The 24,731-nt window shown below is 45.6% G+C and carries 27 protein-coding genes; 14 read left to right on the forward strand and 13 right to left on the reverse strand.

Annotation, left to right across the window (positions count from 1 at the left end; genetic code table 11):
- Window positions 1–77: 77 nt before the first annotated feature.
- From C1S73_RS15140 to bepA, 4 genes are read right to left on the reverse strand one after another with little or no spacing between them, the layout of a single operon-like run.
- Window positions 78–518 (reverse strand): DUF2069 domain-containing protein, encoded by a 441-nt coding sequence (locus tag C1S73_RS15140; protein WP_038864756.1) that lies wholly within the window; start codon window positions 516–518, stop codon window positions 78–80.
- A gap of 20 nt (window positions 519–538) precedes the next feature.
- Window positions 539–1,111, reverse strand: coding sequence for an NAD(P)H:quinone oxidoreductase (gene wrbA, locus C1S73_RS15145; RefSeq protein WP_038864757.1), 573 nt, complete (start codon window positions 1,109–1,111; stop codon window positions 539–541).
- Window positions 1,112–1,462, reverse strand: a complete 351-nt coding sequence (gene arsC / locus C1S73_RS15150; RefSeq protein ID WP_038864758.1) for an arsenate reductase (glutaredoxin) — start codon at window positions 1,460–1,462, stop codon at window positions 1,112–1,114.
- Window positions 1,463–1,478: 16 nt separating this feature from the next.
- Window positions 1,479–2,933 carry a beta-barrel assembly-enhancing protease gene (gene bepA, locus C1S73_RS15155; RefSeq protein WP_038864759.1) on the reverse strand — a complete coding sequence of 485 codons (1,455 nt, stop codon included), beginning with the start codon at window positions 2,931–2,933 and terminating at the stop codon, window positions 1,479–1,481.
- A 269-nt stretch (window positions 2,934–3,202) separates the two neighbouring features.
- Here bepA and C1S73_RS15160 point away from each other — a divergent pair, with 269 nt between their 5' ends.
- Together C1S73_RS15160 and C1S73_RS15165 are read left to right on the forward strand one after the other, a co-directional pair.
- The gene (locus C1S73_RS15160; protein ID WP_038864760.1) at window positions 3,203–3,439 is read left to right on the forward strand and encodes a sulfurtransferase TusA family protein; all 237 of its coding nucleotides are present in this window, start codon (window positions 3,203–3,205) and stop codon (window positions 3,437–3,439) included.
- A gap of 1 nt (window position 3,440) precedes the next feature.
- Complete coding sequence (locus tag C1S73_RS15165) at window positions 3,441–4,511, forward strand: AI-2E family transporter (RefSeq protein ID WP_038864761.1); 1,071 nt, start codon at window positions 3,441–3,443, stop codon at window positions 4,509–4,511.
- 64 nt (window positions 4,512–4,575) lie between these two features.
- On the opposite strand, the gene bcp is transcribed toward C1S73_RS15165, so the two are convergent.
- Together bcp and C1S73_RS15175 are read right to left on the reverse strand one after the other, a co-directional pair.
- Window positions 4,576–5,046, reverse strand: a complete 471-nt coding sequence (gene bcp / locus C1S73_RS15170) for a thioredoxin-dependent thiol peroxidase (RefSeq protein WP_038864763.1) — start codon at window positions 5,044–5,046, stop codon at window positions 4,576–4,578.
- Window positions 5,047–5,061: 15 nt separating this feature from the next.
- Window positions 5,062–5,604 carry a glycine cleavage system transcriptional repressor gene (locus C1S73_RS15175; protein ID WP_038864765.1) on the reverse strand — a complete coding sequence of 181 codons (543 nt, stop codon included), beginning with the start codon at window positions 5,602–5,604 and terminating at the stop codon, window positions 5,062–5,064.
- 409 nt (window positions 5,605–6,013) lie between these two features.
- On the opposite strand from C1S73_RS15175, the gene dapA reads away from it, so the two are divergent.
- The gene (dapA, locus tag C1S73_RS15180) at window positions 6,014–6,892 is read left to right on the forward strand and encodes a 4-hydroxy-tetrahydrodipicolinate synthase (protein WP_038864767.1); all 879 of its coding nucleotides are present in this window, start codon (window positions 6,014–6,016) and stop codon (window positions 6,890–6,892) included.
- Between the two features lie 66 nt (window positions 6,893–6,958).
- Window positions 6,959–7,978 (forward strand): outer membrane protein assembly factor BamC, encoded by a 1,020-nt coding sequence (gene bamC / locus C1S73_RS15185; protein WP_038864769.1) that lies wholly within the window; start codon window positions 6,959–6,961, stop codon window positions 7,976–7,978.
- 122 nt (window positions 7,979–8,100) lie between these two features.
- Here the strand turns inward: bamC and C1S73_RS15190 are convergent, their stop codons facing one another.
- Genes C1S73_RS15190 through C1S73_RS15205 form a run of 4 tightly spaced genes read right to left on the reverse strand, consistent with a single transcriptional unit; the run spans window position 8,101 to window position 10,549 of the window.
- Window positions 8,101–8,307 (reverse strand): DUF2897 family protein, encoded by a 207-nt coding sequence (locus tag C1S73_RS15190; RefSeq protein WP_038864771.1) that lies wholly within the window; start codon window positions 8,305–8,307, stop codon window positions 8,101–8,103.
- Complete coding sequence (locus C1S73_RS15195; RefSeq protein ID WP_038864773.1) at window positions 8,304–9,002, reverse strand: M15 family metallopeptidase; 699 nt, start codon at window positions 9,000–9,002, stop codon at window positions 8,304–8,306. The genes C1S73_RS15190 and C1S73_RS15195 overlap by 4 nt, the downstream gene beginning before the upstream one ends.
- 41 nt (window positions 9,003–9,043) lie before the next feature.
- Window positions 9,044–10,180 carry a succinyl-diaminopimelate desuccinylase gene (gene dapE / locus C1S73_RS15200; RefSeq protein ID WP_038864775.1) on the reverse strand — a complete coding sequence of 379 codons (1,137 nt, stop codon included), beginning with the start codon at window positions 10,178–10,180 and terminating at the stop codon, window positions 9,044–9,046.
- A gap of 18 nt (window positions 10,181–10,198) precedes the next feature.
- Window positions 10,199–10,549 (reverse strand): ArsC family reductase, encoded by a 351-nt coding sequence (locus tag C1S73_RS15205; RefSeq protein WP_038864777.1) that lies wholly within the window; start codon window positions 10,547–10,549, stop codon window positions 10,199–10,201.
- A gap of 303 nt (window positions 10,550–10,852) precedes the next feature.
- On the opposite strand from C1S73_RS15205, the gene C1S73_RS15210 reads away from it, so the two are divergent.
- The gene (locus tag C1S73_RS15210) at window positions 10,853–11,140 is read left to right on the forward strand and encodes a winged helix-turn-helix domain-containing protein (protein ID WP_038864778.1); all 288 of its coding nucleotides are present in this window, start codon (window positions 10,853–10,855) and stop codon (window positions 11,138–11,140) included.
- A gap of 38 nt (window positions 11,141–11,178) precedes the next feature.
- On the opposite strand, the gene C1S73_RS15215 is transcribed toward C1S73_RS15210, so the two are convergent.
- The gene (locus tag C1S73_RS15215; protein WP_038864781.1) at window positions 11,179–11,511 is read right to left on the reverse strand and encodes a DUF4156 domain-containing protein; all 333 of its coding nucleotides are present in this window, start codon (window positions 11,509–11,511) and stop codon (window positions 11,179–11,181) included.
- Window position 11,512: 1 nt separating this feature from the next.
- Complete coding sequence (locus C1S73_RS15220) at window positions 11,513–11,866, reverse strand: DUF2956 domain-containing protein (RefSeq protein ID WP_038864783.1); 354 nt, start codon at window positions 11,864–11,866, stop codon at window positions 11,513–11,515.
- Between the two features lie 142 nt (window positions 11,867–12,008).
- Here C1S73_RS15220 and C1S73_RS15225 point away from each other — a divergent pair, with 142 nt between their 5' ends.
- Both C1S73_RS15225 and C1S73_RS15230 read left to right on the forward strand, forming a co-directional pair.
- Window positions 12,009–12,494: a DUF2919 domain-containing protein gene (locus tag C1S73_RS15225; RefSeq protein WP_038864785.1), complete on the forward strand. Its 486-nt coding sequence runs from the start codon at window positions 12,009–12,011 to the stop codon at window positions 12,492–12,494.
- 41 nt (window positions 12,495–12,535) lie between these two features.
- Entirely contained in the window at window positions 12,536–13,438 is a 903-nt protein-coding gene (locus C1S73_RS15230; RefSeq protein WP_038864787.1) for a Dyp-type peroxidase, read from the forward strand.
- A gap of 78 nt (window positions 13,439–13,516) precedes the next feature.
- Here C1S73_RS15230 and melR read toward each other — a convergent pair whose 3' ends face one another.
- Window positions 13,517–14,527: a transcriptional regulator MelR gene (gene melR / locus C1S73_RS15235; RefSeq protein ID WP_038864789.1), complete on the reverse strand. Its 1,011-nt coding sequence runs from the start codon at window positions 14,525–14,527 to the stop codon at window positions 13,517–13,519.
- A 328-nt stretch (window positions 14,528–14,855) separates the two neighbouring features.
- Between melR and melA the strand changes: the two genes are divergently transcribed.
- From melA to flaG, 7 genes are all read left to right on the forward strand, one after another.
- Window positions 14,856–16,208, forward strand: a complete 1,353-nt coding sequence (melA, locus tag C1S73_RS15240) for an alpha-glucosidase/alpha-galactosidase (RefSeq protein WP_038864791.1) — start codon at window positions 14,856–14,858, stop codon at window positions 16,206–16,208.
- Window positions 16,209–16,296: 88 nt separating this feature from the next.
- The gene (gene melB / locus C1S73_RS15245) at window positions 16,297–17,721 is read left to right on the forward strand and encodes a melibiose:sodium transporter MelB (RefSeq protein ID WP_038864793.1); all 1,425 of its coding nucleotides are present in this window, start codon (window positions 16,297–16,299) and stop codon (window positions 17,719–17,721) included.
- Window positions 17,722–17,830: 109 nt separating this feature from the next.
- Window positions 17,831–20,077: a carbohydrate-binding protein gene (locus tag C1S73_RS15250; protein WP_038864794.1), complete on the forward strand. Its 2,247-nt coding sequence runs from the start codon at window positions 17,831–17,833 to the stop codon at window positions 20,075–20,077.
- A 173-nt stretch (window positions 20,078–20,250) separates the two neighbouring features.
- Complete coding sequence (locus C1S73_RS15255; protein ID WP_038864795.1) at window positions 20,251–21,384, forward strand: flagellin; 1,134 nt, start codon at window positions 20,251–20,253, stop codon at window positions 21,382–21,384.
- Window positions 21,385–21,647: 263 nt separating this feature from the next.
- Complete coding sequence (locus tag C1S73_RS15265; protein ID WP_045464157.1) at window positions 21,648–22,781, forward strand: flagellin; 1,134 nt, start codon at window positions 21,648–21,650, stop codon at window positions 22,779–22,781.
- 299 nt (window positions 22,782–23,080) lie between these two features.
- Window positions 23,081–24,211, forward strand: a complete 1,131-nt coding sequence (locus C1S73_RS15270; protein WP_038872117.1) for a flagellin — start codon at window positions 23,081–23,083, stop codon at window positions 24,209–24,211.
- An 80-nt stretch (window positions 24,212–24,291) separates the two neighbouring features.
- Window positions 24,292–24,720: a flagellar protein FlaG gene (flaG, locus tag C1S73_RS15275; protein WP_038872115.1), complete on the forward strand. Its 429-nt coding sequence runs from the start codon at window positions 24,292–24,294 to the stop codon at window positions 24,718–24,720.
- Window positions 24,721–24,731 lie beyond the last annotated feature (11 nt).

A 24,731-nucleotide genomic window follows, 5' to 3' on the forward strand; every position in this document is an offset into this window, starting at 1 on the left:
GGTCTTGATTGGGGTTTCAAACAAATAAAAAGAGTCGCCTAGTGCGACTCTTTTTTTGATTTTGAAACTTCACGAGACTACTTGTTGAATTTGGCTTTCTCTTCCTTTTCAACTTGAGAAAGGCGTTTCAATTTCAACCCTAGCTCTTTACCTCTCGCTCGTGCAAACAAGATGTTACCCAAGAAGCCCAGTGAGGTGAGTAGTAACTCGACAACGGCAAGCCAGCGTTCACCATCATCGACGTATAAAATGGTCAAACCGTGTAAGAAGTAAAGCATCAGCACAAAGTTTGCCCACGCGTGGGTGTATGGCTTACCCGCTAAAATTCCCGGTAATGGGAGCAGTAACGGAACACACCAAGCAATGGCTAATGTGGTACTGCTCAGGTGTGGGTGAGGCGATAAGGCCAGTTGCCAAATGGCGACCCAAGCCAGTAGCGCTAAATTGCCAAACAGCGCCATATAACGATAGGTTTGAGTTTGCTTGCTGAGAGGTGGTTGGTCGATAGAGTCAGTCATCGATTTACTTATCCTTGAGCTTACTGACTGCCTTTCAGCTTTTGTGCTGTCGCTGCCAGTCGTTTTCCTAATTGCTGTGCGAGACGAATCTCTTCTGCCGTAAGACTTGGTTCTTGTCCTACACTGCTTGCGCCATATGGTGTGCCACCTGATTGGGTGGTGTGCAGTTCTGGCTCTGAATAGGGGATTCCCAACACCATCATGCCGTGATGCAGCAGTGGTGTCATCATGCTCTGTAACGTGGTTTCTTGGCCACCATGCATAGAAGATGATGAGGTAAACACACAAGCAGGTTTATCGATAAGGTCACCGTTTACCCACAAAGGTGTGGTTTGATCCCAAAAGTGTTTGAGTGGTGCGGCCATGTTGCCAAACCAAACTGGGCTGCCAAACGCAAGACCGTCGCACTTTTTCAACTCTTCTAGAGTAACAATTGGATCAGAAGGAGGCTGTGAGTGAGGTGACAATTCTTCAACTGTACGCAAAATCGCTTCACAATGAGGAGTCGACTCGACTCCTCTTGCTATCTGTCTTGCCAGCTGTTTTGTAGAGCCATGACGGCTGAAATACAAAATAAGAACCTGGCAATCCATTTATAGAATGTCCAATACTTGCTCTGGCGGGCGACCAATTTTTGCTTTGCCGTTTGCAACAACAACAGGGCGCTCAAAAAGCTTTGGATTTTTTTCCATTGCTTCGAACAGTTGCTCGTCTGTCACTGACGCTTCACCGAGAGCAAGCTCTTTGTAGATGTCTTCTTTTGTACGCATCATTTCGCGAACTGAAGAGAACCCAAGTTGAGTGTAAAGTGCTTTGAGTTGCTCCACGTTAAGCGGTGTATCTAGGTACTTAACCACTTCGGGTGTCACACCATTTTGCTCTAGCAGTTCCAGTGTTTGACGGCTCTTTGAGCAACGAGGATTGTGATAAATCACGACTGACATGGTTTTCTCCATTTCGTTATTGTAATGCCATGAATCGATCTCTTTGGATCATTAACTGGTCGATACGAGCGTCGTATCGTGCTTGTTTCAAGCTTCCCAGATCTGCAATTTTACTTGCTTCAGAATAATATTGAATAGCTTTATTCCATCCTGCTCGCAGCGCTAAAATTTCCGCGCGAGCGGCAAGTTCTTCGTCATTGCGGCCCAGTGCGTGGTTACCTTTTGATAGAAGGTGCCAACCATTAGTGTCTTCTGGGTTATCGTGCGTGTAACGTTGAAGAATACGTACGGCTTCTTCATTCTTATTTGCTTCCAACAAAGCGTTGGCATAGTTGATGGTCAGCACTTTGTTTTGTGGATTGCGCTTTAAGGCACGACTTAGCATATCTACGGCTTTTTGCGGCTGTTTCTGCTCGATGTACAGATCTGTCATGGCATCAAGATAAAATGGATTCGCTGGGTCTTGTTGAAGCAGTTTTTTCAACAACGGTTCAGCCTTATCGAGACGCTTATTATCTAAATGCACCAGCGCGCGACCGTAATCAAAAGACGGGACAATTTCTGGTGACGCTTTTTTCTGTGTTCGTTCAAACCACCCCATCGCTGCTTGTCCATCAATGCCTGCATAGCGGGCTACAATGCGAGCGCGTGTCAGGTGGTAATCGATAGATGGTTGAATTCGCAATGGTGGATACGCTCTAGCACGTGCTCGGCTGTCGGTAATACGGTCTTCTGGTAATGGGTGAGTCAAAAGCATTGGGGGGGGCTTACTTGCGTAACGGTATTCGTCCGCAAGACGACCAAAAAAGCGAGGCATTGCTTGAGCTTCAAACCCAGCTTTTGCCAAGGTCGCAATACCAAAACGGTCGGCTTCTTTCTCGTTTGAGCGAGTGTAGTTGATTTGGCTCTGCATATTACCAGCTGTTGCCGCCGTCACTGCTGCCATCCCCGCTTCTGGAGAGGCAATAGCAAGCAACAGCGCACCAGCTAGTGCCGCCATCGTAGCTGGCGAGCGACGAGCTTGTTCTTCCATGCTTCGCGCAAGGTGACGCTGTGTAACGTGGGCAATTTCGTGCGCCACAACAGAGGCAAGCTCACTTTCAGTACGAGCGTGCAAAAATAGACCCGAGTGCAGGGCAACGTAACCACCAAAGAAGGCGAATGCGTTGATGTTGCGGTCACGGATCATAAAGAAGTGGAACGGAGTTTTTACGTCATTCGCATTGGCGACCAAACGGTGTCCAAGTGTGTCAATGTATTCATTGATGACGGGATCGCTAACAATAGGGCTGCTGGCTCTGAGCATACGCATGTAGGCGTCACCGTAAATCAACTCCTGATCTATCGTCAGAGTGCCTCCAGCTGCCGTACCAATATCAGGGAGATCAAGGCTATTGGCGTAAATAGGTGTTGGTGTACTCAATGCAGCAGCAAGGCATAAACAAACTAGCGAGCGAGTGCGTTTTAACATACGGTTTAAAGATTCTCCAAAATACCGAGTCTGTGCTTGAGAGATGAATTCCTTTCAACGTCAGCACAGGCTTTATGGTCATCCGTGTCGGATGAATATGCTAGCTATAAGACCGAAAATAAACGAATTGGTTTCGTCAATTGTCATACACATAACTTCAAATTGTTAATTTAGAAGTCTTTGTCGTCTACGCTTAAATCACTAGCACCAGCTCAAAAAGCCGTTACAATACAACCCTATCATAGTTGCAGAGCAATACAATGGAATCCATGTTACTTGATTTGCGTGATCAACGCTGCCCTATGGCACTGTTACTTGCTAAGCGTCACGCAGCTGAAGTGTTTCAAGGAGAAACATCGCAGTTTCAACAGCTTGTTATTCAAGTTGTAGACAAGAGCTCTAAACAAGACATTGTGAAGTATTTGCAAAATCAAGGCTATACAGTGGATTGCGAATCCACGTCAGAACACTTCATTTTGACAGTCTTCAATAAGGAATCATCATAAGATGCTTGAGATGGTAAGTCGTTGGTATAAGCGACGCTTTTCAGACCCACACGCCGTGAGCCTTGTAGCGATCTTGCTGTTCGGCTTTATCACCATTTATTTCTTCGGGCATTTGATTGCACCGTTGTTAGTTGCCATCGTTCTCGCATATTTACTCGAGTGGCCAGTGACGCAAATGTGTCGCTTGGGGATTCCACGTACTTTTTCTGTCATTACGGTGATTTTGATTTTCATTGGCTTGATGCTGATTGCGGTGTTTGGTTTAGTGCCAACCATCTGGACTCAGGTCGGCAACCTAATCAACGACATTCCGAACATGTATGCTGGTCTGCAAAAGTTCATTGCTACTTTACCACAGCGTTATCCAGAACTGGCGAACTTACAAATCGTGGAAACCTTGGTAACCAATGCGAAAAACCAAGCAATAGGCTTAGGTGAAAGTGTGGTGAAAGGTTCTTTGGCTTCACTCGTCAGTTTGGCTACGTTAGCGGTTTATCTGATTCTTGTTCCTCTGTTGGTGTTCTTTCTACTGAAAGACAAAGAAGAAATGCTACGCATGGCAAGCGGTATTCTGCCTAAAAACCGTAAGTTGGCGAACAAAGTTTGGCATGAGATGAACGAACAGATCTCGAATTACATTCGCGGTAAAGTGCTTGAAATTCTTATCGTTGGTGGTGTGAGCTACGTAACCTTCGCGATTCTTGATTTACGTTACTCAGCGCTGCTTGCGGTTGCCGTGGGCTTATCCGTTCTGATCCCTTATATCGGTGCGGCAGCGGTGACAGTACCTGTGGCGATTGTTGGCTTGTTCCAATGGGGCTTATCGCCTCAGTTTTACTGGTTACTTGTTGCTTACGGTATTATTCAAGCACTAGATGGCAACGTATTAGTGCCAGTATTGTTTTCAGAGGCAGTCAACCTTCACCCAGTGGCTATCATTGTCGCAGTATTGGTGTTTGGTGGATTGTGGGGCTTCTGGGGCGTATTCTTTGCTATTCCATTGGCGACGTTGGTGAAAGCAGTATGGAACGCGCTGCCAAGCTCGGAAGAAGCCGAACCGATACAAGAATAGAAACTGATTTCAATAAAAAGCCCAGCGATTGCTGGGCTTTTTGGTATTTGGATGAAAGCTAAGCTTACGCGTTTTCTTTCAAGTAGTTCACAACCACTTCGTGGTGATCTTTGGTTTTGAACTTGTTGAACACGTGCTCAATCACGCCTTCTTCGTTGATTAGGAAGCTGATGCGATGAAGGCCATCGTACACTTTACCCATGAACTTCTTCTCGCCCCAAACGCCGAATTGGTCTGCAACTGCATGATCTTCGTCTGAAAGTAGCGTGAAGTTTAGCTCATCACGCTCGATGAATTTACCAAGGCGTTTTACTGGGTCGATACTTACGCCTAAAACGACAACGTTGTGTTCATCTAGCGCTGCTTTTACATCACGCAGACCTTTTGCCTGGGTCGTACAACCCGGTGTCATCGCCTTAGGGTAGAAGTAAAACAGAACTTTTTTACCTTTAAAATCACCTAAAGAAACGGTGTTGCCATCTTGGTCGAGCAAAGAGAAGGCTGGCGCTGGCGAGCCTGCTGTCAGCGTATTCATTATTATTTCCTTTACTTATAGTGTGTTTTTAATGAAATTCAGAGAACCTTGTACGTTGAGCGTATGACAAAGTTCATCGAATTCTTCTTGCAGTTGCATCAGGTTACAGTCTGCACTCACTGATGCAGTGATTGCGATGTGGAATTGATCCGCATCGAGCTGAATTTTTGATTTACTGATGGTTTGCGCACTAAGAGAATGTAGGCCAATCTGTTTATCAGCGAAGAACTGAGTGAATTTTTCCGTAAGACCGATGCGGTCCTCAGATTCAATAAACACTTCCATGGTGTAGCTGTTGTCGAGCAACTCGTGCGCCGACGTTCGCTTCATGATGGTAATAAGGTCATGTTCTTGCCCAAGCAGTGGCAATTGTGTTTCAACACGGGTGACATTACTGGCATTCCCAGTAAGTAGCATAATGAGGGTAAATTCATTACCAAAGATAGCGATACGGCTATCGACAATGTTACAGCCAGCAAGAGTGACGAGCCTAACCACTTGGTTACATATGCCCGGACGATCCGTTCCAACCGCTGTAAGTACCAGATGTTGCTTCATAAATGAGCTTCTTGTCCTTTCTTTCAATAGAGAGATGTTAGCACAGATACAACAGAGAAATGTCGAGTCAGTTCTTTTTTTAAACTCATGGAAACGCTTTGTTGATTATGTGAACACTTTGGTTGTTGAGCACTCTATTAATTCACTCAGTGCTGACTTGAGCTTAAAGGTGAAAGAGTATATTCCGCGGCTAATTTAAGATGGCAAGCTGAGTTGGGTAATGGCTTGCCACAAGACAATACGATTATCAGAATGGCTGGAATTGAGAACAAAATTCACAATTTAGTTGCGAGACCTCTAACAACTGGTAATTATTCATTCATTTGTACTTTGTAAGCGAGTTTACGCTCTTGTGTTTGTCAATCGCATTACAGTACCATGCAGAAAGAGTAAATTGAGGGAGATAAACATGTTTTCAGGAAGTATCGTAGCGCTGATTACACCATTTAAGCCAGATGGTGAAGTAGACTTTGATGGTCTGCAAAAGCTTGTTGAGTACCATGTAGAAGCAGGTACCGACGGTATTGTGGCAGTAGGCACGACAGGTGAGTCTGCGACTCTGACCATTGAAGAGCATGTAAAGGTCGTTAATAAAATCGTTGAGTTTGCGGACGGTCGTATCCCAGTGATTGCTGGTACGGGCGCAAATGCAACCCACGAAGCAGTTACGTTTAGCAAATTATTAGCGGATTCTGGTATCTCTGGTTACCTGAGTGTGACGCCTTACTACAACAAACCAACACAAGAAGGTTTGTTCCAACATTACAAAGCTATTGCTGAAGCGAGTGATGTACCTCTAATTTTGTACAATGTACCAGGTCGTACTGCAGTAGATTTATTGCCTGAGACAGTGGCACGTTTGTCAAAGCTTGATAATATCGTGGCATTAAAAGACGCAACCGGTGATTTAAGCCGAATTGCACTTCACCGTGAACTTTGTGGCGAAGATTTTATCTTACTAAGTGGTGATGATGCGACTGGCCTAGAATTTGTTAAACTTGGCGGTCACGGCGTTATCTCGGTAACGAATAATATTGCGGCTAAAGACATGGCTGACATGTTCCATTTGGCAAGTGAAGATAAGTACGAAGAAGCAGAAGTTATCAACCAACGTTTGATGACACTGCACAAAAATCTGTTCGTTGAATCAAGCCCAATCCCAGTAAAATGGGCAGCACACAAGCTTGGTTTGATTGAAGAAGGTGGTTTACGTCTTCCTCTTGTCGAGCTTTCTGAAAAATCTCAGCCAGTTGTGGAACAAGCGTTAACAGACGCCCGCATTTATTAAGATTGAGTGACTAGGATTGAAGTTCATGCTGGGGGCAAGTACGCCCTCAGTGTTTTAGGAGTATAAATGAAGCTTTCAAGCCAGTTAGTGTTAAGCTCACTAGCTGTATTCGTATTGACTGCCTGTTCAGGCGGTGCCAACCAACGTCGTCAAGCAAAAGACGACTTCGAGTATTTGAACACCCCATCTCTGGAAGAGTGGAGTGTACCCGCAGGTGCTGTTCCTCAGTTTTACCCTAACTACCGCATTCCTCAAGGAAACTACAGCGGTGGTATTGGTAAAAACGTGGATATTCGCCCACCTCAACAAGTACTGGAACTGATTCCTGGCGCTCGTCTTGACCGTAGCAGCGACGGTGAAGTGACACTATGGCTGCTTCGCAAGGATGAATTGGATAAAGTTTGGCGAACGGTTCAAGAGATGGTTTCTGAGAACAAGATTCCTGTAGAAAGCCAAACTGACAACCGCATTGAAACCGGTTGGGTCACTTGGAACTCACCAGACGAAGAGATGGAAATCGGTAGCCGATACGAAATCACTCGTGGTGAGGTGAATGGTCGTCATGGCTTTAAGGTTAGCTTGATTGACTGGCGCGAAGGCAACCAAGTGAAAGAAGTGACACGTACTAACCGTGAGCGTTACAACGTGTTCATGACTAACTTGGTAACGGCGCGTTATGATCAACACGTTCGTGAAGAAGCACAGCGTAAGGCGCAAGAGCTTGTGAAGCACATCCCTATCACAATGGGCAAAGATCGCAGTGGCCTGCCAGTGATCATCGCTCGTGCTCAGTACAATGTGGTTTGGAATCGTCTCCCAGATACGCTACCGAAGATGGGCTTCAAGATTGAAGAGCGCAGCCAATCTCAAGGTACGGTGACCGCCAAGTACGCATCTCCAGATGATGGATTCTGGAATGACATCGGCGTGAAGCCAGTTGACCTAGCCCCAGGTAAGTACACTTTCCTATTGGGTGATTTAGGCAACCGTACTTCAATCAACATTACGGACTCTTCTGGTAAGCCAGTAGAAGAAGAATTCTTGAAATCACTAGCGCCGGTATTAGCCGCGGTTGTGAAAGACTAGCTACAATTGTCTTCAAGACAGATAAACGAAAGGGACCTCAGTGGTCCCTTTTTTGATCTTCTGAATACGATGCCTTGGTCTAATGTTCAGTCTACGATTTTGAGTGAAAGAGCACTCTTAAATTAACGAGGTTCGTCTTTCTTCTTTTGGCCTTTATCGTCGTAGCGTTCTTTGTCTAGCTCATTCAGTTTGTCTAAATCGTTCTTACGACCTTTATCCATCTGACCAAACTTCATCTTAGCAGTGTACTTAAGCGCAGCAATATTACCGACAACGATGCTGAGCACTATGATGATAATGACCCAAGGGTTGGTTAGCAGTTCTATCATAGAGCCTCCGGCGGCGTGATATTTTGAATGAATCGTTCTACGACGTTATCCAAATTATTCAGTATGACTTCAATCCCTGCAATGCTATCGAGCTGATTTTGCTGCGTCAGCTGAGTTTTTAGCAGCGCAGGCGTTAGGTGCGCGAGGCACTGTTGTCCTACTGCTTTATGGCTAATGTGCCAAGGTTCGATAGCGACACCACCTAAGTCTTGTTGATAAGGAAAGAAAAAGCCAAATGAGCCAAGGTTAGCGGCTAACCATTGATAGAATGCACGCTGGTGACCATCAAGGTATTCCCAAGGCTCTAATTGAAGCATGGTGTCTTGTGGCAATAAGTTGCGAGCATAAACGTCAAAGTCACAGCCCCAGTGATGACGACTGCCACCGGGCAGAGCTGACCAACGCAGAATCGCCATGAGCTTTTCTTCGTCACCTAACTCTGCTTTGCTAAGAGGCTGGGAATTCGAGTCAAGAATTGGCAATTCACCAGAAAACTTACCGTTCCAAATGGCTTTTTGGCGATGAAAATCACGAAAGCCGCTGGCAATTTCCATCTTAAAGCCGGCTTCGGTTGCCGCTTCAATCATCTTAAGCAAATCGTCAGCCACTTCAGGATGAAGCATAAAAGCCTTTTGCCCGACTAAGGTAGATTGCAGATGCGAATCGGTGATTCCGGTAAGTTGCTCTGGTGTCATGGTGTTCTCGTTAAATACGTTGTTGTGTGTTCTTATGCGGCTTATTTTGCTAACAGGTGCTTCAATGTATTTTCGTACATGTCAGTCAGCTTCTCTAAGTCGTCAACTTTCACGCACTCGTTCACTTTATGAATCGTTGCGTTTACTGGGCCAAGTTCTACTACTTGACCACCCATGCGGGCGATAAAGCGGCCATCCGATGTGCCGCCAGTTGTTAGCAAGGCTGGTTTTGTGTTGTTAACTTCATCCACTGCTGCAACTACGGCATCCAGTAGCGCACCAGTATCTGTTAAGAACGGGTCGCCGTTGAACGTCCATTTTAGATCGTAGTCTAGCTCGTGTTTATCCAGCGTCTCAGTGATGCGTTGAACGATCACTTCATTGCTGAGCTCAGTGCTAAAGCGCAGGTTGAACTGAACATTAAACTCGCCAGGAATGACGTTAGACGCGCCAGTACCTGCTGAAACGTTCGGGATCTGGAAACTGGTTGGAGGGAAGTAGTCGTTGCCTTGGTCCCATTCGGTTGTCGCGAGTTCGTGAATCGCCATTAGAGACTGGTGAACGGGATTGTTTGCTAGGTGAGGGTAGGCGACATGACCTTGTGTCCCGTTTACCGTTAGGTCACCAGTGATCGATCCACGACGACCATTTTTCACCACATCGCCAACGACTTCTGTACTTGAAGGTTCGCCTACGATACACATATCGATGTTCTCACCGCGTGCCATTAGGGTTTCAACCACGCGAACGGTGCCGTTAATGAATGGGCCTTCTTCGTCAGAAGTGATCAAAAAGCCAATAGAGCCTTTATGGTTTGGGTTTTCTGCGATAAAACGTTCTACCGCTACCACCATGCAAGCCAATGAGCCTTTCATATCTGCCGCGCCGCGACCATGTAAGTAACCATCGATAATGGTTGGTTCAAATGGGTGGGTGTCCCATTGCTCTAGCTTGCCCGCAGGCACCACATCGGTGTGACCGGCAAAAGCAAACAGTGGCGCTTCTGTACCACTTCGAGCCCAGAAGTTTGTGGTGTCTTCAAACACCATCACTTCGATTTCAAAACCTAGTGCTTTGAGGCGTTCGATCATTACATCCTGACAGCCTGCATCTTCAGGCGTTACGGACTGGCGGCTGATCAGGTCTTTAGCGAGTGCCAGTACTGGACTGTCTGTCATCCTTGAGTATTCCTTACATTAAGAGTTAAAAATGGTCGCGTATTGGTCTGCTTTGAAACCGACATGAAGTTGATCTTGTACTTTCAAGATTGGACGCTTAATCATTGCTGGGTTTTCCACCAATAGAGCAATCGCGTTCTCTGCGTTTAGTGAATCTTTCTGTTCTTGAGTCAGTTGGCGGAAAGTCGTGCCGCGTTTGTTGAGGACTTGTTCCCATCCCAAGGCGTTACAAAATTCAGTAACCATTGCAGCGTCGATACCTTGTTTACGGTAATCGTGGAAATCAAATGCTACGTTTTCTGCTTCTAGCCACTTTTTGGCTTTTTTAATTGTGTCGCAGTTTGGGATGCCGAACATGGTGATCGTCATATTAATTCCTTTTCTTTTTGTTTTTTACTCATCGGTTTGCGATATGAATGACCGATGTAGCGTTGTTTTTGGCTGTTTAAGCATCCTATCAAGAAGCAACCAAACTGACAAAATGATGCAGACAATATTTCGCGTAACTTTGCTCTGTTTCGTTTGAGTTAGTAGCTCAATCCACCACCAAATGGCATCCAGATTGATAAAAAACTCGGCTAAATAGCACGGAAAAGTCGAGTTATTGATCAAACGCAACATCTCTCTGGGCAAAAAAGAAATAATGAATCAGCACAATTTTAGGAGGTGTCAATGGAATTGAGTCCTGTTTTTGCAAGGCGGCTATATTTGGCCTTGTTGGTGGAAAACCTAGAAAGGCCAAATGTACCAAAATTGATCGAAAGAACGGGGTGGCCTCGTCGTACTATTCAAGATGTACTCAAGGCATTACCGGGGATCGGCATCGAGCTTATCTTCGTTCAAGATGGCCGACGTCATAATGACGGCTATTACCAACTTTCAGATTGGGGGCCTTTTGATGTTCAATGGGTTCTTGAGCGGGAAGGAGATATCGCTAGCAGTCTTGGATTTCGTGCATAAGCCAGCAATAGCTGGCTTTTTTTACATTCGAAATAGACCTACTGGCAGCGGTAGGCAACACCTAGCACGCTAAATGAAGTGACAAAGTCTTGAGGGGAGATCATAAACACCGTGTCCGCGCCTATGGCAGATGCCTTGTTTTTCAGGTCATGCATTGCGCCCTGCATCATTGCGTCATTAGTGTAGAACAAGTAACTATACCAGTGCCCCTCACTGCCTGTTACTTCACCTAGGTATTCACAATGTTGTGGGTTAAATTGGCTATCAATGCGAATTTGTACACTGTCACTTGGTATAGAAGACAAAGTCGAAGGCGTTGAGCATCCCATCAAAGCCAGTGCGATGCTTCCTGTCATCACATAACGAAACATGTTATCTCCCCATTACGATATAGGCGGCAAAACCAATCCAACTAAGAACAAGTAACGCCCACGGCAAGATGGTTGGTTTGGTTGCTGGCTCTTGAATCATTCCCATTTCTTGCTCAGCAGTATCTTCATGTTGGCGCTGCTTTTCTCTTTGCTGTTTTTTCTTCGCTTTATCGGCTTGTCGATTGCGTTCTTTCTGTTGCTTCTTGTACTGAGCAATGCCTTTTTCGATGCCTTGAGCGACCAATCTGGTTTGCTCTTTGGTTTGGCCTGGCTTCTGTGTAGCTTTCGCAATTTTCATCGCTTCAGTTTGGGTTTCTTGGGAAGGAACGGGTGCTGTTGTGTTTTTCTTTTTCATATTTTTTCGACGTCGCTGTAAATCTAACCTTAGTTTACCTGCGTAAGATGACGAAATGAACTTTAGTTCTCATGTTTGCGGTGTTGCAACTCTGAAGCGATCGGTTAAAGTGGCATTTTTATGAAACTAAGAAGACGATATTGTGCGTTACTCATTCGATCAGTACGACGCTCATGGATTTTTGAAAGCGCCAATTATGTTATGGCTAGGATGGATGTTCCTAGCGCGCTCTTGGGTGGTGTTTGCCATGGCAGGAGTGAGTAGAGACAGCGGTAGCAAGATACTATCGATTGTTTACCCTGACTCTAATACGTTATACCTCGGGCTATCGATGGGTATTCCAAGCCTGCTATTGATGTGGCTGATGGGCTTGCGTCATCCTGACAGAGGTTGGGTGAATCAAATTACTCAGCATGGTCGTGCGATGACTTTGATCTTGTGCGGTATTCAACTGGCGCAGACCATGTATCATGTCTATCTCGAACATGGTGTTTTCAATTGGGCGAACGCGCTTACAATTACCTTGTTAACTTGGTTTATGATCTATCTTCTTAATGGAAGATGGGTAAAAGACTGTTTCCACGTGCCACAGGTTGAGCACAAAGAAGAACAGCCAGCAAAAAATTAAAACAAAGCTCCCGCAAGGGGCAATGTATAGAGGAAATCTCAATGTCACAAGCTCAAACGGCGATTGTGCCTGAAGCAGGTCCATTTGCACTTTACACTCAGTTGAAAGTGAACCAAAACCGTGAAAACGTGTTGGCGAAACTGAAAGCGCTTCCTGAGCTAGTAAAAGAGCTCAATGCGAGCCAACCAGGTGCAGATCTAACCCTTTCTATCGCATTCACCAAATCTTTTTGGCAGCACCTAAACATGCAAATGCCAGAAGAGTTGATTGATTTCCCTCAATTGGGTGAAGGCGACATCGTAGCGCCTGCGTCGGACGTAGATGTTCTGATCCACTGCCACTCAACGCGTCATGATTTGCACTTCTACGTTCTACGTAAGTTCTTAGTAGACACCGCAGAAGACGTGACAGTGGTTGATGAGACATACGGTTACCGTTACCTAGATGCTCGTGACATGACAGATTTCGTCGACGGCACTGAAAACCCGAAAGGCGATGCACGTGCGGACGTTGCGTTGATCAAAGACGGCGCTTTCGCTGGTGGTAGTTACGTGATGGTGCAACGTTTTGAGCACAACCTACCTGCATGGAACCGCCTGAACGTATCGGCGCAAGAGAAAGTGATTGGTCGTACTAAACCGGATTCTATTGAATTAGAAGATGTACCTGCCGCTTCTCACGTTGGTCGCGTAGACATTAAAGAAGAAGGCAAAGGCCTCAAGATTGTTCGACACAGCTTGCCATACGGCACGGTAACTGGCGCACACGGCTTGTTGTTCATCTCTTACTGCAACAACATCCACAACATCAAAGTAATGCTAGAGAGCATGTATGGTGTGACTGATGGTAAGACTGACCAACTGCTTCGCTTCACTAAAGCGGTAACAGGTGCGTACTTCTTCGCTCCTTCACAAGAAATGCTAGCGGAATTGGCGATTAAGTAATTCTTCGCCAACTCTCCAATGATTATAAAGGCAGAGTGATCTGCCTTTTTTGTTTCCCCTCATTCTTGCCTGATAAGACTAACTGACTGTCAGTGGTCTTTTGCCATCAATCGCGCCTTTCTCTAGTTCGTAAAGTGGGCTGGTACTGTGACTGCTCCAGCGATGATCTTCGCGTGACTTCTTGCGATATTGCGTTGGCGTTACACCAATATAATTCTGAAAAGTCTCATAAAATCGGCTGCTAGAATTAAAGCCTACCGTTAAAGCGATATCTAAAATTGTCCGGTCAGTATCACTCAACAGTGCTCTGGCGTGGTTAATCCGCATTGCCGTGATGTATTGCTTGATGGTCATCTGCATGGTTCGTTGGAACACGTTCATCGCATAATTGGTGTGCAGTCCAATGTGTTCTGCAATATCTTTTATCGTGATCGGCTGGTTATGATGGGTGGCAATGTATTCCAGCATTTGACTGACGTAAAACTGCGAATGTTTAGACACGCCTTTTTTCGTCGATTTCTCTTGTCGATTAACGATCAGTTGTTGCCAACCATCTAAGCTCATTCTTTTTAACATCAAGCCAATTTCATCAATCGCTAATTGCTGGCGACTTTCCGAAGGGTGGCTTATTTCTTCTGCCCAGCGTGCTAACTCAAACTCGCTGACTAATGAACTGGCGTTTGATTGCAGCACACAACCATGGGTGATCTGATTGACGAAATCTCGATTTAGCGTCCAAGACATAAAGTGGTGAATCGGAATATTGATGATCCCCATATTATGACTCTTGCCCGGGTTGGTGAGCCGATGAGGAACTGACGCCCAAAACAATCCTATCGAGCCTGCTTTCACCACCACTGGGCTGCCGTTAATGATGTACTCGACATCATCGCCAAAAGGAATGTTCACCTCTACTTGTCCATGCCAGTGATAACCCGGCATAGAGTGGGGCGGCCTAAGCTCGATATCGATTTTTTCATAGGATGAGTACAGCGAAAGTGGGCTTACAGAAACCGTTTCGGAAGAATACTTATCTTGAATCACGACTTTCAATGTATCTAACTCTGCCTTGGACTCTACCTTCGCCATCGCCCACCTCTTAGGAAACTGTATAAGTTCTTTGTACTAAATCTGTTGAAACAAAACTCAGAACAGCTTCAAAAACACCGATTACTCTGTTTTATAAGATTTTGGTTATGTGACTTAAATCGCCGTGCTAGCAAGCCTCAGTGTATCTTCCCACCTTTTTTATCCGTGATTTACACAAAAATATCCTATTTCCTAAGAATTTTTATTGGTTGATTTTAAATATTAGGAAACGGGAGAGTGATTGGTTTATCTGAGACGAATTCGGCCTTGCGACAGGTGTAACTTAAATGCATCGAAACAAAAGTATGAAAGCAAAAAGGATTCAACTATGAAAAGCCCTAAAATCACATTTATCGGTGCGGGTTCGACGATTTTTGTGAAAAACATTCTTGGCGATGTGTTCCACAAGCCAGCGTTCAAAGGGGCGCAAATTGCCTTGATGGATATTGATGAACTCCGTTTAGAAGAGTCACATCTCGTTGTAAGCAAGTTAATGGAGTCATCCGGTGCTACGGGCACGATCACTTGCCACTTAAACCAGAAAGAGGCATTGCAAGGCGCAGACTTCGTGGTTATTGCGTTCCAAATTGGCGGTTATGAACCATGTACCGTGACGGATTTTGAAGTCTGTAAGCGTCATGGTTTAGAGCAAACTATTGCGGATACATTAGGCCCAGGCGGCATCATGCGCTCACTTCGCACCATTCCGCACCTTTGGAGCGTATGCGAGGACATGACGGCGATCTGTCCAAACGCTACCATGCTTAACTACGTTAACCCAATGGCAATGAACACTTGGGCGATGTACGAGAAATACCCTCATATCAAACAAGTGGGTTTGTGCCATTCCGTGCAAGGGACGGCGGAAGAGCTGGCTCGCGACCTTGATATCCAATACTCAGACCTTCGTTACACCTGTGCAGGCATTAACCACATGGCTTACTACCTGACGCTCGAAAAGAAAAACGAGCAGGGGGAGTATGTCGACATTTATCCTGAACTGCTTAAGGCATTTGAATCGGGCAAAGCGCCGAAGCCGGGTTTGCACCACAATGGTCGCTGCACCAACCTAGTCCGCTACGAGATGTTTAAGAAGTTGGGCTACTTCGTAACGGAATCTTCAGAACATTTTTCTGAATACACGCCATATTTCATTAAGCCAAATCGCCCAGATTTGATTGAACGTTATAAAGTGCCACTTGATGAATATCCTAAACGTTGTGTAGAACAAATTGCAGATTGGAAAAAAGACCTCGAAGACTTCAAAAACGCGGATCAAATCACCGTCAAAGAGTCACATGAATACGCGAGTACCATCATGAACTCGATTTGGACAGGCACACCAAGTGTTATCTACGGCAACGTGAAGAACGAAGCGTTGATTGACAACTTACCGCAAGGTTGTTGTGTGGAAGTGGCTTGTTTGGTGGACGCAAACGGCATTCAACCTATCAAAGCAGGACGCTTACCAAATCACTTAGCGGCATTAATGCAGACCAACATTAATGTTCAAACGCTGCTGACAGAAGCCATCCTCACGGAAAACCGTGACCGCATTTACCATGCCGCTATGCTTGATCCTCATACTGCAGCAGTGCTTGGACTCGAAGAGATTTATGCCCTTGTTGATGACTTGATAGAAGCACACGAAGGTTGGTTGCCAGCGTGGGTGCATCAGTAAATCCAGACTCACAAAACCAATATCAATAAAAACGACAATAACGTGAATATACTGCGCCTTCTCGATGAGGGGGCGTAAGGAGTAACAAATGAGTATCTCTATGAATACCAAGCTAAGCTACGGCTTTGGCGCATTTGGTAAAGACTTCGCTATCACCATCGTTTACATGTATCTGATGTTCTATTACACCGACGTTGTTGGCCTCTCGGCTGCTGCGGTGGGGACCATCTTCTTAATCGCGCGTATTTGGGATGCTGTGAACGATCCGATCATGGGCTGGATCGTGAATAACACCCGCTCTCGTTGGGGTAAGTTTAAACCTTGGATCTTAGTCGGCACGCTCACCAATTCAGTTGTGTTAATCATGCTGTTTAGTGCGCATCACATAGAAGGGCCATGGCTGATCGCTTACGCTGCGGTTACTTACATCTTATGGGGCATGACTTACACCTTGATGGACATTCCTTTTTGGTCACTGGTTCCGACATTAACATTGGATAAACGTGAACGTGAAGAGTTGGTTCCTTATCCACGATTTTTTGCCAGCCTTGCATGGATTGTTACCGCCGCTATCGCAATGCCGTTCGTCAATTATGTCGGGGGCGACGACAAAGGATTTGGTTTCCAAGTGTTTGCCATTTTGCTTGTCGGTTGTTTCCTAGTCTCAACATATATCACGCTACGTAACGTGAAAGAGCGTTACTCAACCAGCAATCTTGACGTGACGAAACCTGAAGAAAAGGTCTCGCTGAAGAAGCTCCTCTCGCTTATCTACAAAAATGACCAACTGACTAGCGTTCTTTGTATGGCACTGTCATACAACCTTGCTACCAACATCATCACAGCCTTTGCGGTTTACTACTTCACCTATGTGGTCGGAAATGAGGAACTTTTCCCTTACTACATGGCTTATGCTGGTATTGCGAACCTAATTACACTGGTGTTGTTCCCTAAATTGGCGCAAATGTTCTCACGTCGAGTTTTATGGGCGTGCGCATCGAGCTTCCCGATCCTAGGCTGTGCGGTACTTATCTATGTAGGCATGTACGACAAACAAAGCATTCTGCTGATTTCTACTGCGGGCGTGTTATTGCAAATCGGTACGGCGCTATTTTGGGTACTCAACGTCATTATGGTGGCGGATACAGTGGACTATGGTGAGTACAAACTGGGATCTCGCTGCGAAAGTATTGCTTACTCAGTACAAACGCTGGTGGTTAAAGCAGGGTCTGCTTTTGCGGCTTTCTTTATTGGTATCGCACTTACCGCAGTGGATTATGTACCGAACATGGAGCAAAGCCCTGAAACCGTGTTTGGCATGCAATGCATCATGGTTGGTTTGCCTGCGTTCTTCTTCGCTATCGCTTTGGTTGTGTACTTCCGCTTCTACAAACTCAACGGTGCTTACCACCAAAAAATTCAGGATCATCTGACCGAGAAATACGACCATATTGTGGCCAATGATTCTGATGAGAAAACGAAAGTCTCTCCAGAATCCATTCAAGCGGTTTAACGCACCTTACAGCTATTAAAAATTAACATGCCGGTGTCTTCATTTCATGTCGCCGGCAGCATCCCGAATAAACGTTATCCAATAATCACTCTATCCCTACGAGAAAAAAATGAAACTGAAAATACTTGCTTCAGCGATTCTTGTCGCCCTTGCTTTGTCCGGTTGTAATAGCTCGTCTGATGATGATTCTTCGAAAGGCGACAACCTTGTCTCAAATTCTACCTTTGAAAATGACGGTTTAGGATGGAGCTACTGGTTTGCCAATGTGAAGTATGAAGACGCTTATGTTGGTGAGTCGATGGCGAGGATTGCCACCGGAACCAACCATCATGTGAGCCAAATAGTCACCATTCCTGAAACGGGTTTTTATGATTTATCCGCCCACATCAGCAGCCCAAGTGATGACGCCATTCTTGGCTTAAGTAACCTGACCGATGAGGTTCTCGTCAGCCAGACGATTGAAAAAACCAAAGACGAAAATACAGAAGGGGAACTATATAAACCAAATACTCTGCCTGCTATTCCACTAGAGAAAGGCGAGCAAATTAAAGTCTGGTTTACAGGGTCTGATGTCGGAGGGGTGAGCGTCGACAGTGTGTCTTTGGTAAGAGTGAACAAGAGCCAGCCTGTTAGTTTTAATCAAATCATCCAATTTAAAGCCGAGCAACAGGTCGGTGTGACGGGCATTGATAAAACTCAGCAAACCGTTGAGTTCCAAGTGCCTTATGGCACCGATTTAAGTGCCATAACGGTGAGTACACTTTTGGTTTCTGAACAAAGTCGATCAAGCTTGGATGTCGGTGAAGTCGTGGACTTTACTCAACCAGTGCAAGCGGTAGTAACCGATGCAAATGGTAAAGAAGAAAAATGGACAGTAACGGCGATTGAAAAAGAGAAGCAGGTTGTCGTCACGTCCTCGAATCAGAAACTTCAAGATTCGTTTGAATGGGCAATTGATAAAACACGTCGCTTCGTTATGACGGGGCAACATGATCTGGTTAACCGTGATGAGAACAATAATGATGGTGATGGCACCGCAGACTACATTCCATCTTATTGGGCCGGCTATTTTGATCGGACTGCCTTTTACTCTCGCGACTTCTTACATCAAGTCAGTGGGGCGAAAATTGCTGGTCTAGATGCCGAAAACTTTTCGATGTTTGAGACCTTCGCTAAGCATTCTACGGAATCGAGAAAATGGTATACCTTGTGGGCGGTTAACTTTGATGGCACGCCACATACCATTGACTACAAAGATGACAGCTGGTTTGTACGTGAAGTACCTGCTCAATTTGAGTTTGTAGAAAAAGCATGGAAGCAATATCAATGGACAGGAGACAAGCGTTACATCGAAGACCCAGATTTATGGCGTTTTTACACCAAGGTGCTAACGGACTATATCACGCTTCACGACGATCAAGATCCTAACGGTATTGCTGAGGGTTATGGTGGTATTTTTGAAGGCTCCGCAACTTACAACGAGCGTGGCGAATTCCCAATCGAAGCCGGTGATGGCATAGGCTCTCAATACCAAGCGACGGTCGCGTATGCTGCAATGCTTGGGGCTCGAGAAGAGTACAGCGAGGCAGCGCTTTGGCAAGAGAAAGCACAGCAACTTAAAGATTTCTTTAATGAAGAATGGAGTATTGCGGATCCAAATAAACCGTTGGATAACTACGTTAACATCGTTCAGCGTGATGGTTTCCGTATGAATGACTTCGGTAAAGAAAACAGCTGGTTCATGCCAATGAAGCTGATCACTGAACCTGGAGAACGTCACGACAGCTACTTAGACTTTATTGCAGAAAATCTTGGTGATGGAATTGGAAGTACGCCGGAAGCGCCATACAACATTGAGGCTTACACTTATATCCCTGAAACCTACTTCCCTTACAATCGTAATGCGGAAGCATGGAAGTGGATGCAGTACATCATGGATATCAAAGACGAGCCCCATGAGCGCCCAACTCAAGGTACCAACGGTGACTATCCTGAAATCTCTTTTACCTTTATTTCGAATACCATTGAGGGGTTGATGGGCATCAAGCCTGATGCGGCAAACCATCGAGTTGTAACCGCGTCACATCTAACAACCGATATTGACTGGCTTCAAGTTGAGCAACTTCCGATGGGAGAGCACGAGCTAACTTTGCGTCATGATGGCTTAGAGCGATCGACACTTACCAATACCTCTGAGGAAAACTTAGAGTGGGAAGCTTGGTTCTATGGCGATTACCCGACACTTATCGTTGACGAACAGTCTGTTTCTGCCAAGCACAAATACGTGAACGGACAGAAGGTGAGTTATGTAATTGTCACGCTTACCGCCAACTCAAGTGTTGAAGTTCGAAAGTAGTCTGAGTCACCACAGCGAATAACCACAAAGCCTAGTGCACCATCACTAGGCTTTTTGCTATTCGCTGTCTCGTCGGGAAATGCACAACCGCATCACTTTTCTTAAAAAAACACTAAACGTTTCTTTAATTTGGTCGATAAGTATCCAAAGCCTTAATTTCAGGACCAATATTTGTGGCGATCACCGTTAATACCAATGTGGCAGCACTTGTCGCACAGCGTCATTTGACCAGTGCAACCGACATGCTGAACCAATCCATGGAGCGTTTGTCTTCAGGGAAGCGTATTAACAGCGCGAAGGATGACGCTGCGGGTCTGCAAATCTCCAACCGTCTGCAATCGCAAATGCGTGGTTTAGATGTCGCTGTGCGTAACGCGAATGACGGCATTTCCATCATGCAAACTGCGGAAGGCGCGATGAATGAGGTGACCAATATCATGCAGCGTATGCGTGATTTGTCGCTCCAGTCAGCCAATGGCTCAAACAGCAAAGCGGAACGCACTGCGTTGCAAGAAGAAGTCTCTGCACTCAACGATGAGTTAAACCGCATTGCGGAAACCACTTCTTTTGGTGGTCGTAAACTGCTGAATGGCAGCTTTGGTAAGTCGGCATTTCAAATTGGCGCAGCGTCAGGTGAAGCAGTGCAAGTTGAGTTAAAGTCGATGCGCAGTGATGGCATTGATATGGGCGGCTTTAGCTACATTGCAAACGGACGCGCAAGCTCTGATTGGCAAGTAAAAGATGGCGCGAATGATCTTAGCATGTCGTTTACTAATCGTTTTGGTGAAACGGAAACCATTCAAATTAATGCCAAAGCTGGCGACGATATCGAAGAGCTTGCGACTTATATCAATGGTCAAACTGACAAAGTCACGGCATCTGTGAATGAAGAAGGTCAGTTACAGCTATTTATGGCTGGAGAAGAAACTTCAGGAGCTTTATCGTTTTCAGGTGATTTAGCCAGTGAACTGGGGTTACAGCTAAAAGGTTACGATGCGGTTGATAACATCGACATTACGTCTGTCGGTGGTGCGCAACAAGCCGTGGCCGTCCTAGATACAGCGATGAAGTACGTTGATAGCCATCGTGCCGAGCTAGGTGCCTATCAAAACCGCTTTAATCATGCGATCAATAATCTGGATAACATCCACGAAAACCTAGCGGCTTCGAACAGCCGTATTCAAGATACCGACTACGCCAAAGAAACCACGCAAATGGTGAAGCAGCAGATCTTACAACAGGTCAGTACTTCTATTCTGGCACAAGCAAAACAAGCGCCAAACCTTGCTTTGACGCTGCTTGGTTAATGGTTCGCACCACACGAATTTAACGCAAAATCAGCCTGTATCGACAATTCGAAAAGAAGCTTTAGCGAAAAATGAAAGTTTTTTTGCTTTTTTATCCGCTTCGTCACGATTACCCCTCCAAACGAATTATTTTCAAAAAAATCTAAAAATTTTTCTAAAGAAAACAGGGCATGCGCCGTTAATAAAAGTAACTTTGAGAGAACTACTTGGTTTTCCGAGACGTCGGAAACCGCTACATCGGAAAATCAATTGGAGAAATCACCATGGCAGTGAATGTAAACACAAACGTATCAGCGATGACCGCTCAGCGTTACCTAAACAACGCAAACTCAGCACAACAAACTTCTATGGAGCGTTTGTCTTCAGGTTTCAAAATCAACAGCGCAAAAGACGACGCCGCGGGTCTTCAAATCTCGAACCGCTTGAACGTACAAAGCCGTGGTCTGGATGTGGCTGTTCGTAACGCGAACGACGGTATCTCAATTGCACAAACTGCTGAAGGTGCAATGAACGAGACTACCAACATCCTGCAACGTATGCGTGACCTATCTCTTCAATCTGCGAACGGCTCTAACTCAAAATCTGAGCGTGTTGCGATTCAAGAAGAAGTAACGGCACTGAACGACGAACTAAACCGTATCGCTGAAACGACATCTTTCGGTGGTAACCGCCTACTTAACGGTACTTACGGCACTCAGTCTTTCCAAATCGGTGCGGACAACGGTGAAGCAGTAATGCTTAACCTAAAAGACATGCGCTCAGACAACCAAATGATGGGCGGCGTGAGCTACCAAGCTGAAAACGGCAAAGACAAAAACTGGAACGTTGCTGCTGATAAATCAGACATGAAAATCAGCCTAACGGACAGCTTTGGTCAAGAACAAGAAATCAACATCAGCGCGAAAGCGGGTGACGATATCGAAGAGCTAGCGACGTACATCAATGGTCAAACAGACCTAGTGAAAGCGTCAGTAGACCAAGACGGAAAGCTGCAAGTGTTTGCGGGCAACAACAAAGTGGAAGGCGACGTTGAATTCTCTGGCGGCCTATCTGGTGAGTTAGGTCTAAGCGACGGTAAGAAAGTAACGGTTGATACTATCGACGTAACATCAGTAGGTGGTGCACAAGAGTCTGTAGCTATCATTGATGCGGCATTGAAATACGTAGACAGCCACCGTGCAGAGCTAGGTGCTTTCCAAAACCGTTTCAACCACGCAATCAGCAACTTGGATAACATCAACGAGAACGTGAACGCGTCGAAGAGCCGTATCAAAGATACCGACTTCGCGAAAGAAACGACTCAAATGACCAAGTCACAAATTCTATCGCAAGCGTCAAGCTCAATCCTTGCGCAAGCAAAACAAGCGCCAAACTCAGCGCTAAGTCTTCTAGGTTAATCCCTAACCTAAGACAAGAACCATATTGGCTCGTGGTGAGAGATGAGCGAGTAAACCCAGCTTCGGCTGGGTTTTTTTATGTCTGATTTTTTATTTTAATCGAGTGTTATTTATCCCCAATCGTAATATTAGAGATTCATCACACTTCATTAAGTCGAAGAAAATAATCGCAAAAAATTGAAATTTTCTCCTAAAGGATATTTATAGGCCGCCGTTAAAGGGACTGAGAGAAATGAGATGTACCTAAGTGAGGTGAGAGACACGACGGTACATCAACTAAAGCCTTAAGGAGATCAACTATGGCGATTAACGTTAATACTAACGTTTCTGCGATGACCGCACAGCGTTACCTAAATCAGGCGGCTGAAGGTCAACAAAAATCAATGGAGCGTTTGTCTTCGGGTTATAAAATCAATAGCGCGAAAGACGATGCTGCCGGTCTACAGATTTCTAACCGTTTGAACGCACAGAGCCGTGGTCTAGACATGGCTGTGAAAAACGCGAACGACGGTATTTCTATTGCACAGGTTGCTGAAGGTGCAATGAATGAATCTACCAACATCCTACAACGTATGCGTGACCTATCGCTTCAATCTGCGAACGGTTCGAACTCAAAATCAGAACGTGTAGCGATCCAAGAAGAAGTTACAGCGCTTAACGACGAACTAAACCGTATCGCTGAAACAACCTCTTTCGGTGGTAACAAGCTTCTTAACGGTACTTACGGTACTCAATCTTTCCAAATCGGTGCGGACTCTGGTGAAGCGGTCATGCTTTCTATGGGTAACCTACGTTCTGATACTTCTGCAATGGGCGGTAAGAGCTATGCAGCAGAAGACGGTAAAGATGCATCTTGGGCGGTTGGTGACAACACTGAACTTAAGCTGAACTACACCAACAAGCAAGGTGAAGAGAAAGAGCTGACTATCACTGCAAAGCAAGGCGATGATATTGAACAGCTAGCAACTTACATCAACGGTCAAAGCGACGACGTTAAAGCGTCTGTTGGTGAGGACGGTAAGCTGCAAGTATTCGCTGCTACTCAAAAAGTAACAGGTGATGTTGAGTTCTCTGGCAACCTAGCAGGTGAAATTGGCTTCGGTGATGCTAAAGACGTAACGGTTAAAGACATCGACGTAACGTCAGTTGCAGGTTCTCAAGAAGCGGTAGCTATCATCGATGGCGCACTAAAATCAGTAGACAGCCAACGTGCGTCTCTTGGTGCATTCCAAAACCGTTTCAACCATGCAATCAGCAACCTAGACAACATTAACGAGAACGTTAACGCGTCTAACAGCCGTATTAAAGATACTGACTACGCGAAGGAAACAACGGCGATGACTAAGTCGCAGATCCTTCAACAAGCAAGTACTTCAATCTTGGCACAAGCAAAGCAGTCACCATCTGCGGCGCTGAGCTTGTTGGGCTAATTGGGTCGACTCAGCCTAGTGATACCATCACCAAAGCGATAGACCTAATCGTTAGCTCATAAGGTGGAAGGGAGATTGTAATGGAAATATCCTCCTACGCATCGAACATCCAGCCTTACGGCACACCGAGTGGCACAAAAGTTGCTAAAGAAAATGGCATAGGCACGCCTAGCACAGCAAGTTCAAACGGTAATACTTCGCCTGTAAAAGCGAAGGAAACCGAACGTGACCTCTCTGTTCAAGCTGCGATTGAAATGGCGGAATCCCGCCAAGAGCTGAACAAAGAAGAGCGCGAGAAAATGGTTGAGCAAATGAATGAATTTGTGAGCGCCATGAATAAAGGAGTGGCGTTTCGAGTCGATGAAGAATCGGGTCGAGACGTCGTGACGATTTACGAAGCCACAACCGGTGATGTAATTCGTCAGATTCCTGATGAAGAAATGCTAGTGGTATTGCGTCGCCTAGCTGAGCACACAGCTAACCGCGGTTTGTTAGTTGAAAAGGTGTAAGTCGTTTTTGA

The sequence above is a fragment of the Vibrio jasicida 090810c genome (genome assembly GCF_002887615.1).
GTDB lineage: Bacteria > Pseudomonadota > Gammaproteobacteria > Enterobacterales > Vibrionaceae > Vibrio > Vibrio jasicida.

Excerpts from the sequence above, each read along its gene's own strand:
- C1S73_RS15270 (WP_038872117.1), top strand. The coding sequence starts at position 23,081 with ATGGCGATTAACGTTAATACTAACGTTTCTGCGATGACCGCACAGCGT.
- C1S73_RS15220 (WP_038864783.1), bottom strand. The coding sequence starts at position 11,866 with ATGAAAAAGAAAAACACAACAGCACCCGTTCCTTCCCAAGAAACCCAA.
- C1S73_RS15230 (WP_038864787.1), top strand. The coding sequence starts at position 12,536 with ATGTCACAAGCTCAAACGGCGATTGTGCCTGAAGCAGGTCCATTTGCA.
- C1S73_RS15165 (WP_038864761.1), top strand. The coding sequence starts at position 3,441 with ATGCTTGAGATGGTAAGTCGTTGGTATAAGCGACGCTTTTCAGACCCA.
- C1S73_RS15190 (WP_038864771.1), bottom strand. The coding sequence starts at position 8,307 with ATGATAGAACTGCTAACCAACCCTTGGGTCATTATCATCATAGTGCTC.
- dapE (WP_038864775.1), bottom strand. The coding sequence starts at position 10,180 with ATGACAGACAGTCCAGTACTGGCACTCGCTAAAGACCTGATCAGCCGC.
- dapA (WP_038864767.1), top strand. The coding sequence starts at position 6,014 with ATGTTTTCAGGAAGTATCGTAGCGCTGATTACACCATTTAAGCCAGAT.
- C1S73_RS15215 (WP_038864781.1), bottom strand. The coding sequence starts at position 11,511 with ATGTTTCGTTATGTGATGACAGGAAGCATCGCACTGGCTTTGATGGGA.
- C1S73_RS15175 (WP_038864765.1), bottom strand. The coding sequence starts at position 5,604 with ATGAAGCAACATCTGGTACTTACAGCGGTTGGAACGGATCGTCCGGGC.
- C1S73_RS15195 (WP_038864773.1), bottom strand. The coding sequence starts at position 9,002 with ATGACACCAGAGCAACTTACCGGAATCACCGATTCGCATCTGCAATCT.
- C1S73_RS15265 (WP_045464157.1), top strand. The coding sequence starts at position 21,648 with ATGGCAGTGAATGTAAACACAAACGTATCAGCGATGACCGCTCAGCGT.
- flaG (WP_038872115.1), top strand. The coding sequence starts at position 24,292 with ATGGAAATATCCTCCTACGCATCGAACATCCAGCCTTACGGCACACCG.
- melR (WP_038864789.1), bottom strand. The coding sequence starts at position 14,527 with ATGGCGAAGGTAGAGTCCAAGGCAGAGTTAGATACATTGAAAGTCGTG.
- bepA (WP_038864759.1), bottom strand. The coding sequence starts at position 2,933 with ATGTTAAAACGCACTCGCTCGCTAGTTTGTTTATGCCTTGCTGCTGCA.
- wrbA (WP_038864757.1), bottom strand. The coding sequence starts at position 1,111 with ATGGATTGCCAGGTTCTTATTTTGTATTTCAGCCGTCATGGCTCTACA.
- arsC (WP_038864758.1), bottom strand. The coding sequence starts at position 1,462 with ATGTCAGTCGTGATTTATCACAATCCTCGTTGCTCAAAGAGCCGTCAA.
- bcp (WP_038864763.1), bottom strand. The coding sequence starts at position 5,046 with ATGAATACGCTGACAGCAGGCTCGCCAGCGCCAGCCTTCTCTTTGCTC.
- C1S73_RS15160 (WP_038864760.1), top strand. The coding sequence starts at position 3,203 with ATGTTACTTGATTTGCGTGATCAACGCTGCCCTATGGCACTGTTACTT.
- bamC (WP_038864769.1), top strand. The coding sequence starts at position 6,959 with ATGAAGCTTTCAAGCCAGTTAGTGTTAAGCTCACTAGCTGTATTCGTA.
- C1S73_RS15140 (WP_038864756.1), bottom strand. The coding sequence starts at position 518 with ATGACTGACTCTATCGACCAACCACCTCTCAGCAAGCAAACTCAAACC.
- C1S73_RS15210 (WP_038864778.1), top strand. The coding sequence starts at position 10,853 with ATGGAATTGAGTCCTGTTTTTGCAAGGCGGCTATATTTGGCCTTGTTG.
- melA (WP_038864791.1), top strand. The coding sequence starts at position 14,856 with ATGAAAAGCCCTAAAATCACATTTATCGGTGCGGGTTCGACGATTTTT.
- melB (WP_038864793.1), top strand. The coding sequence starts at position 16,297 with ATGAGTATCTCTATGAATACCAAGCTAAGCTACGGCTTTGGCGCATTT.
- C1S73_RS15205 (WP_038864777.1), bottom strand. The coding sequence starts at position 10,549 with ATGACGATCACCATGTTCGGCATCCCAAACTGCGACACAATTAAAAAA.
- C1S73_RS15250 (WP_038864794.1), top strand. The coding sequence starts at position 17,831 with ATGAAACTGAAAATACTTGCTTCAGCGATTCTTGTCGCCCTTGCTTTG.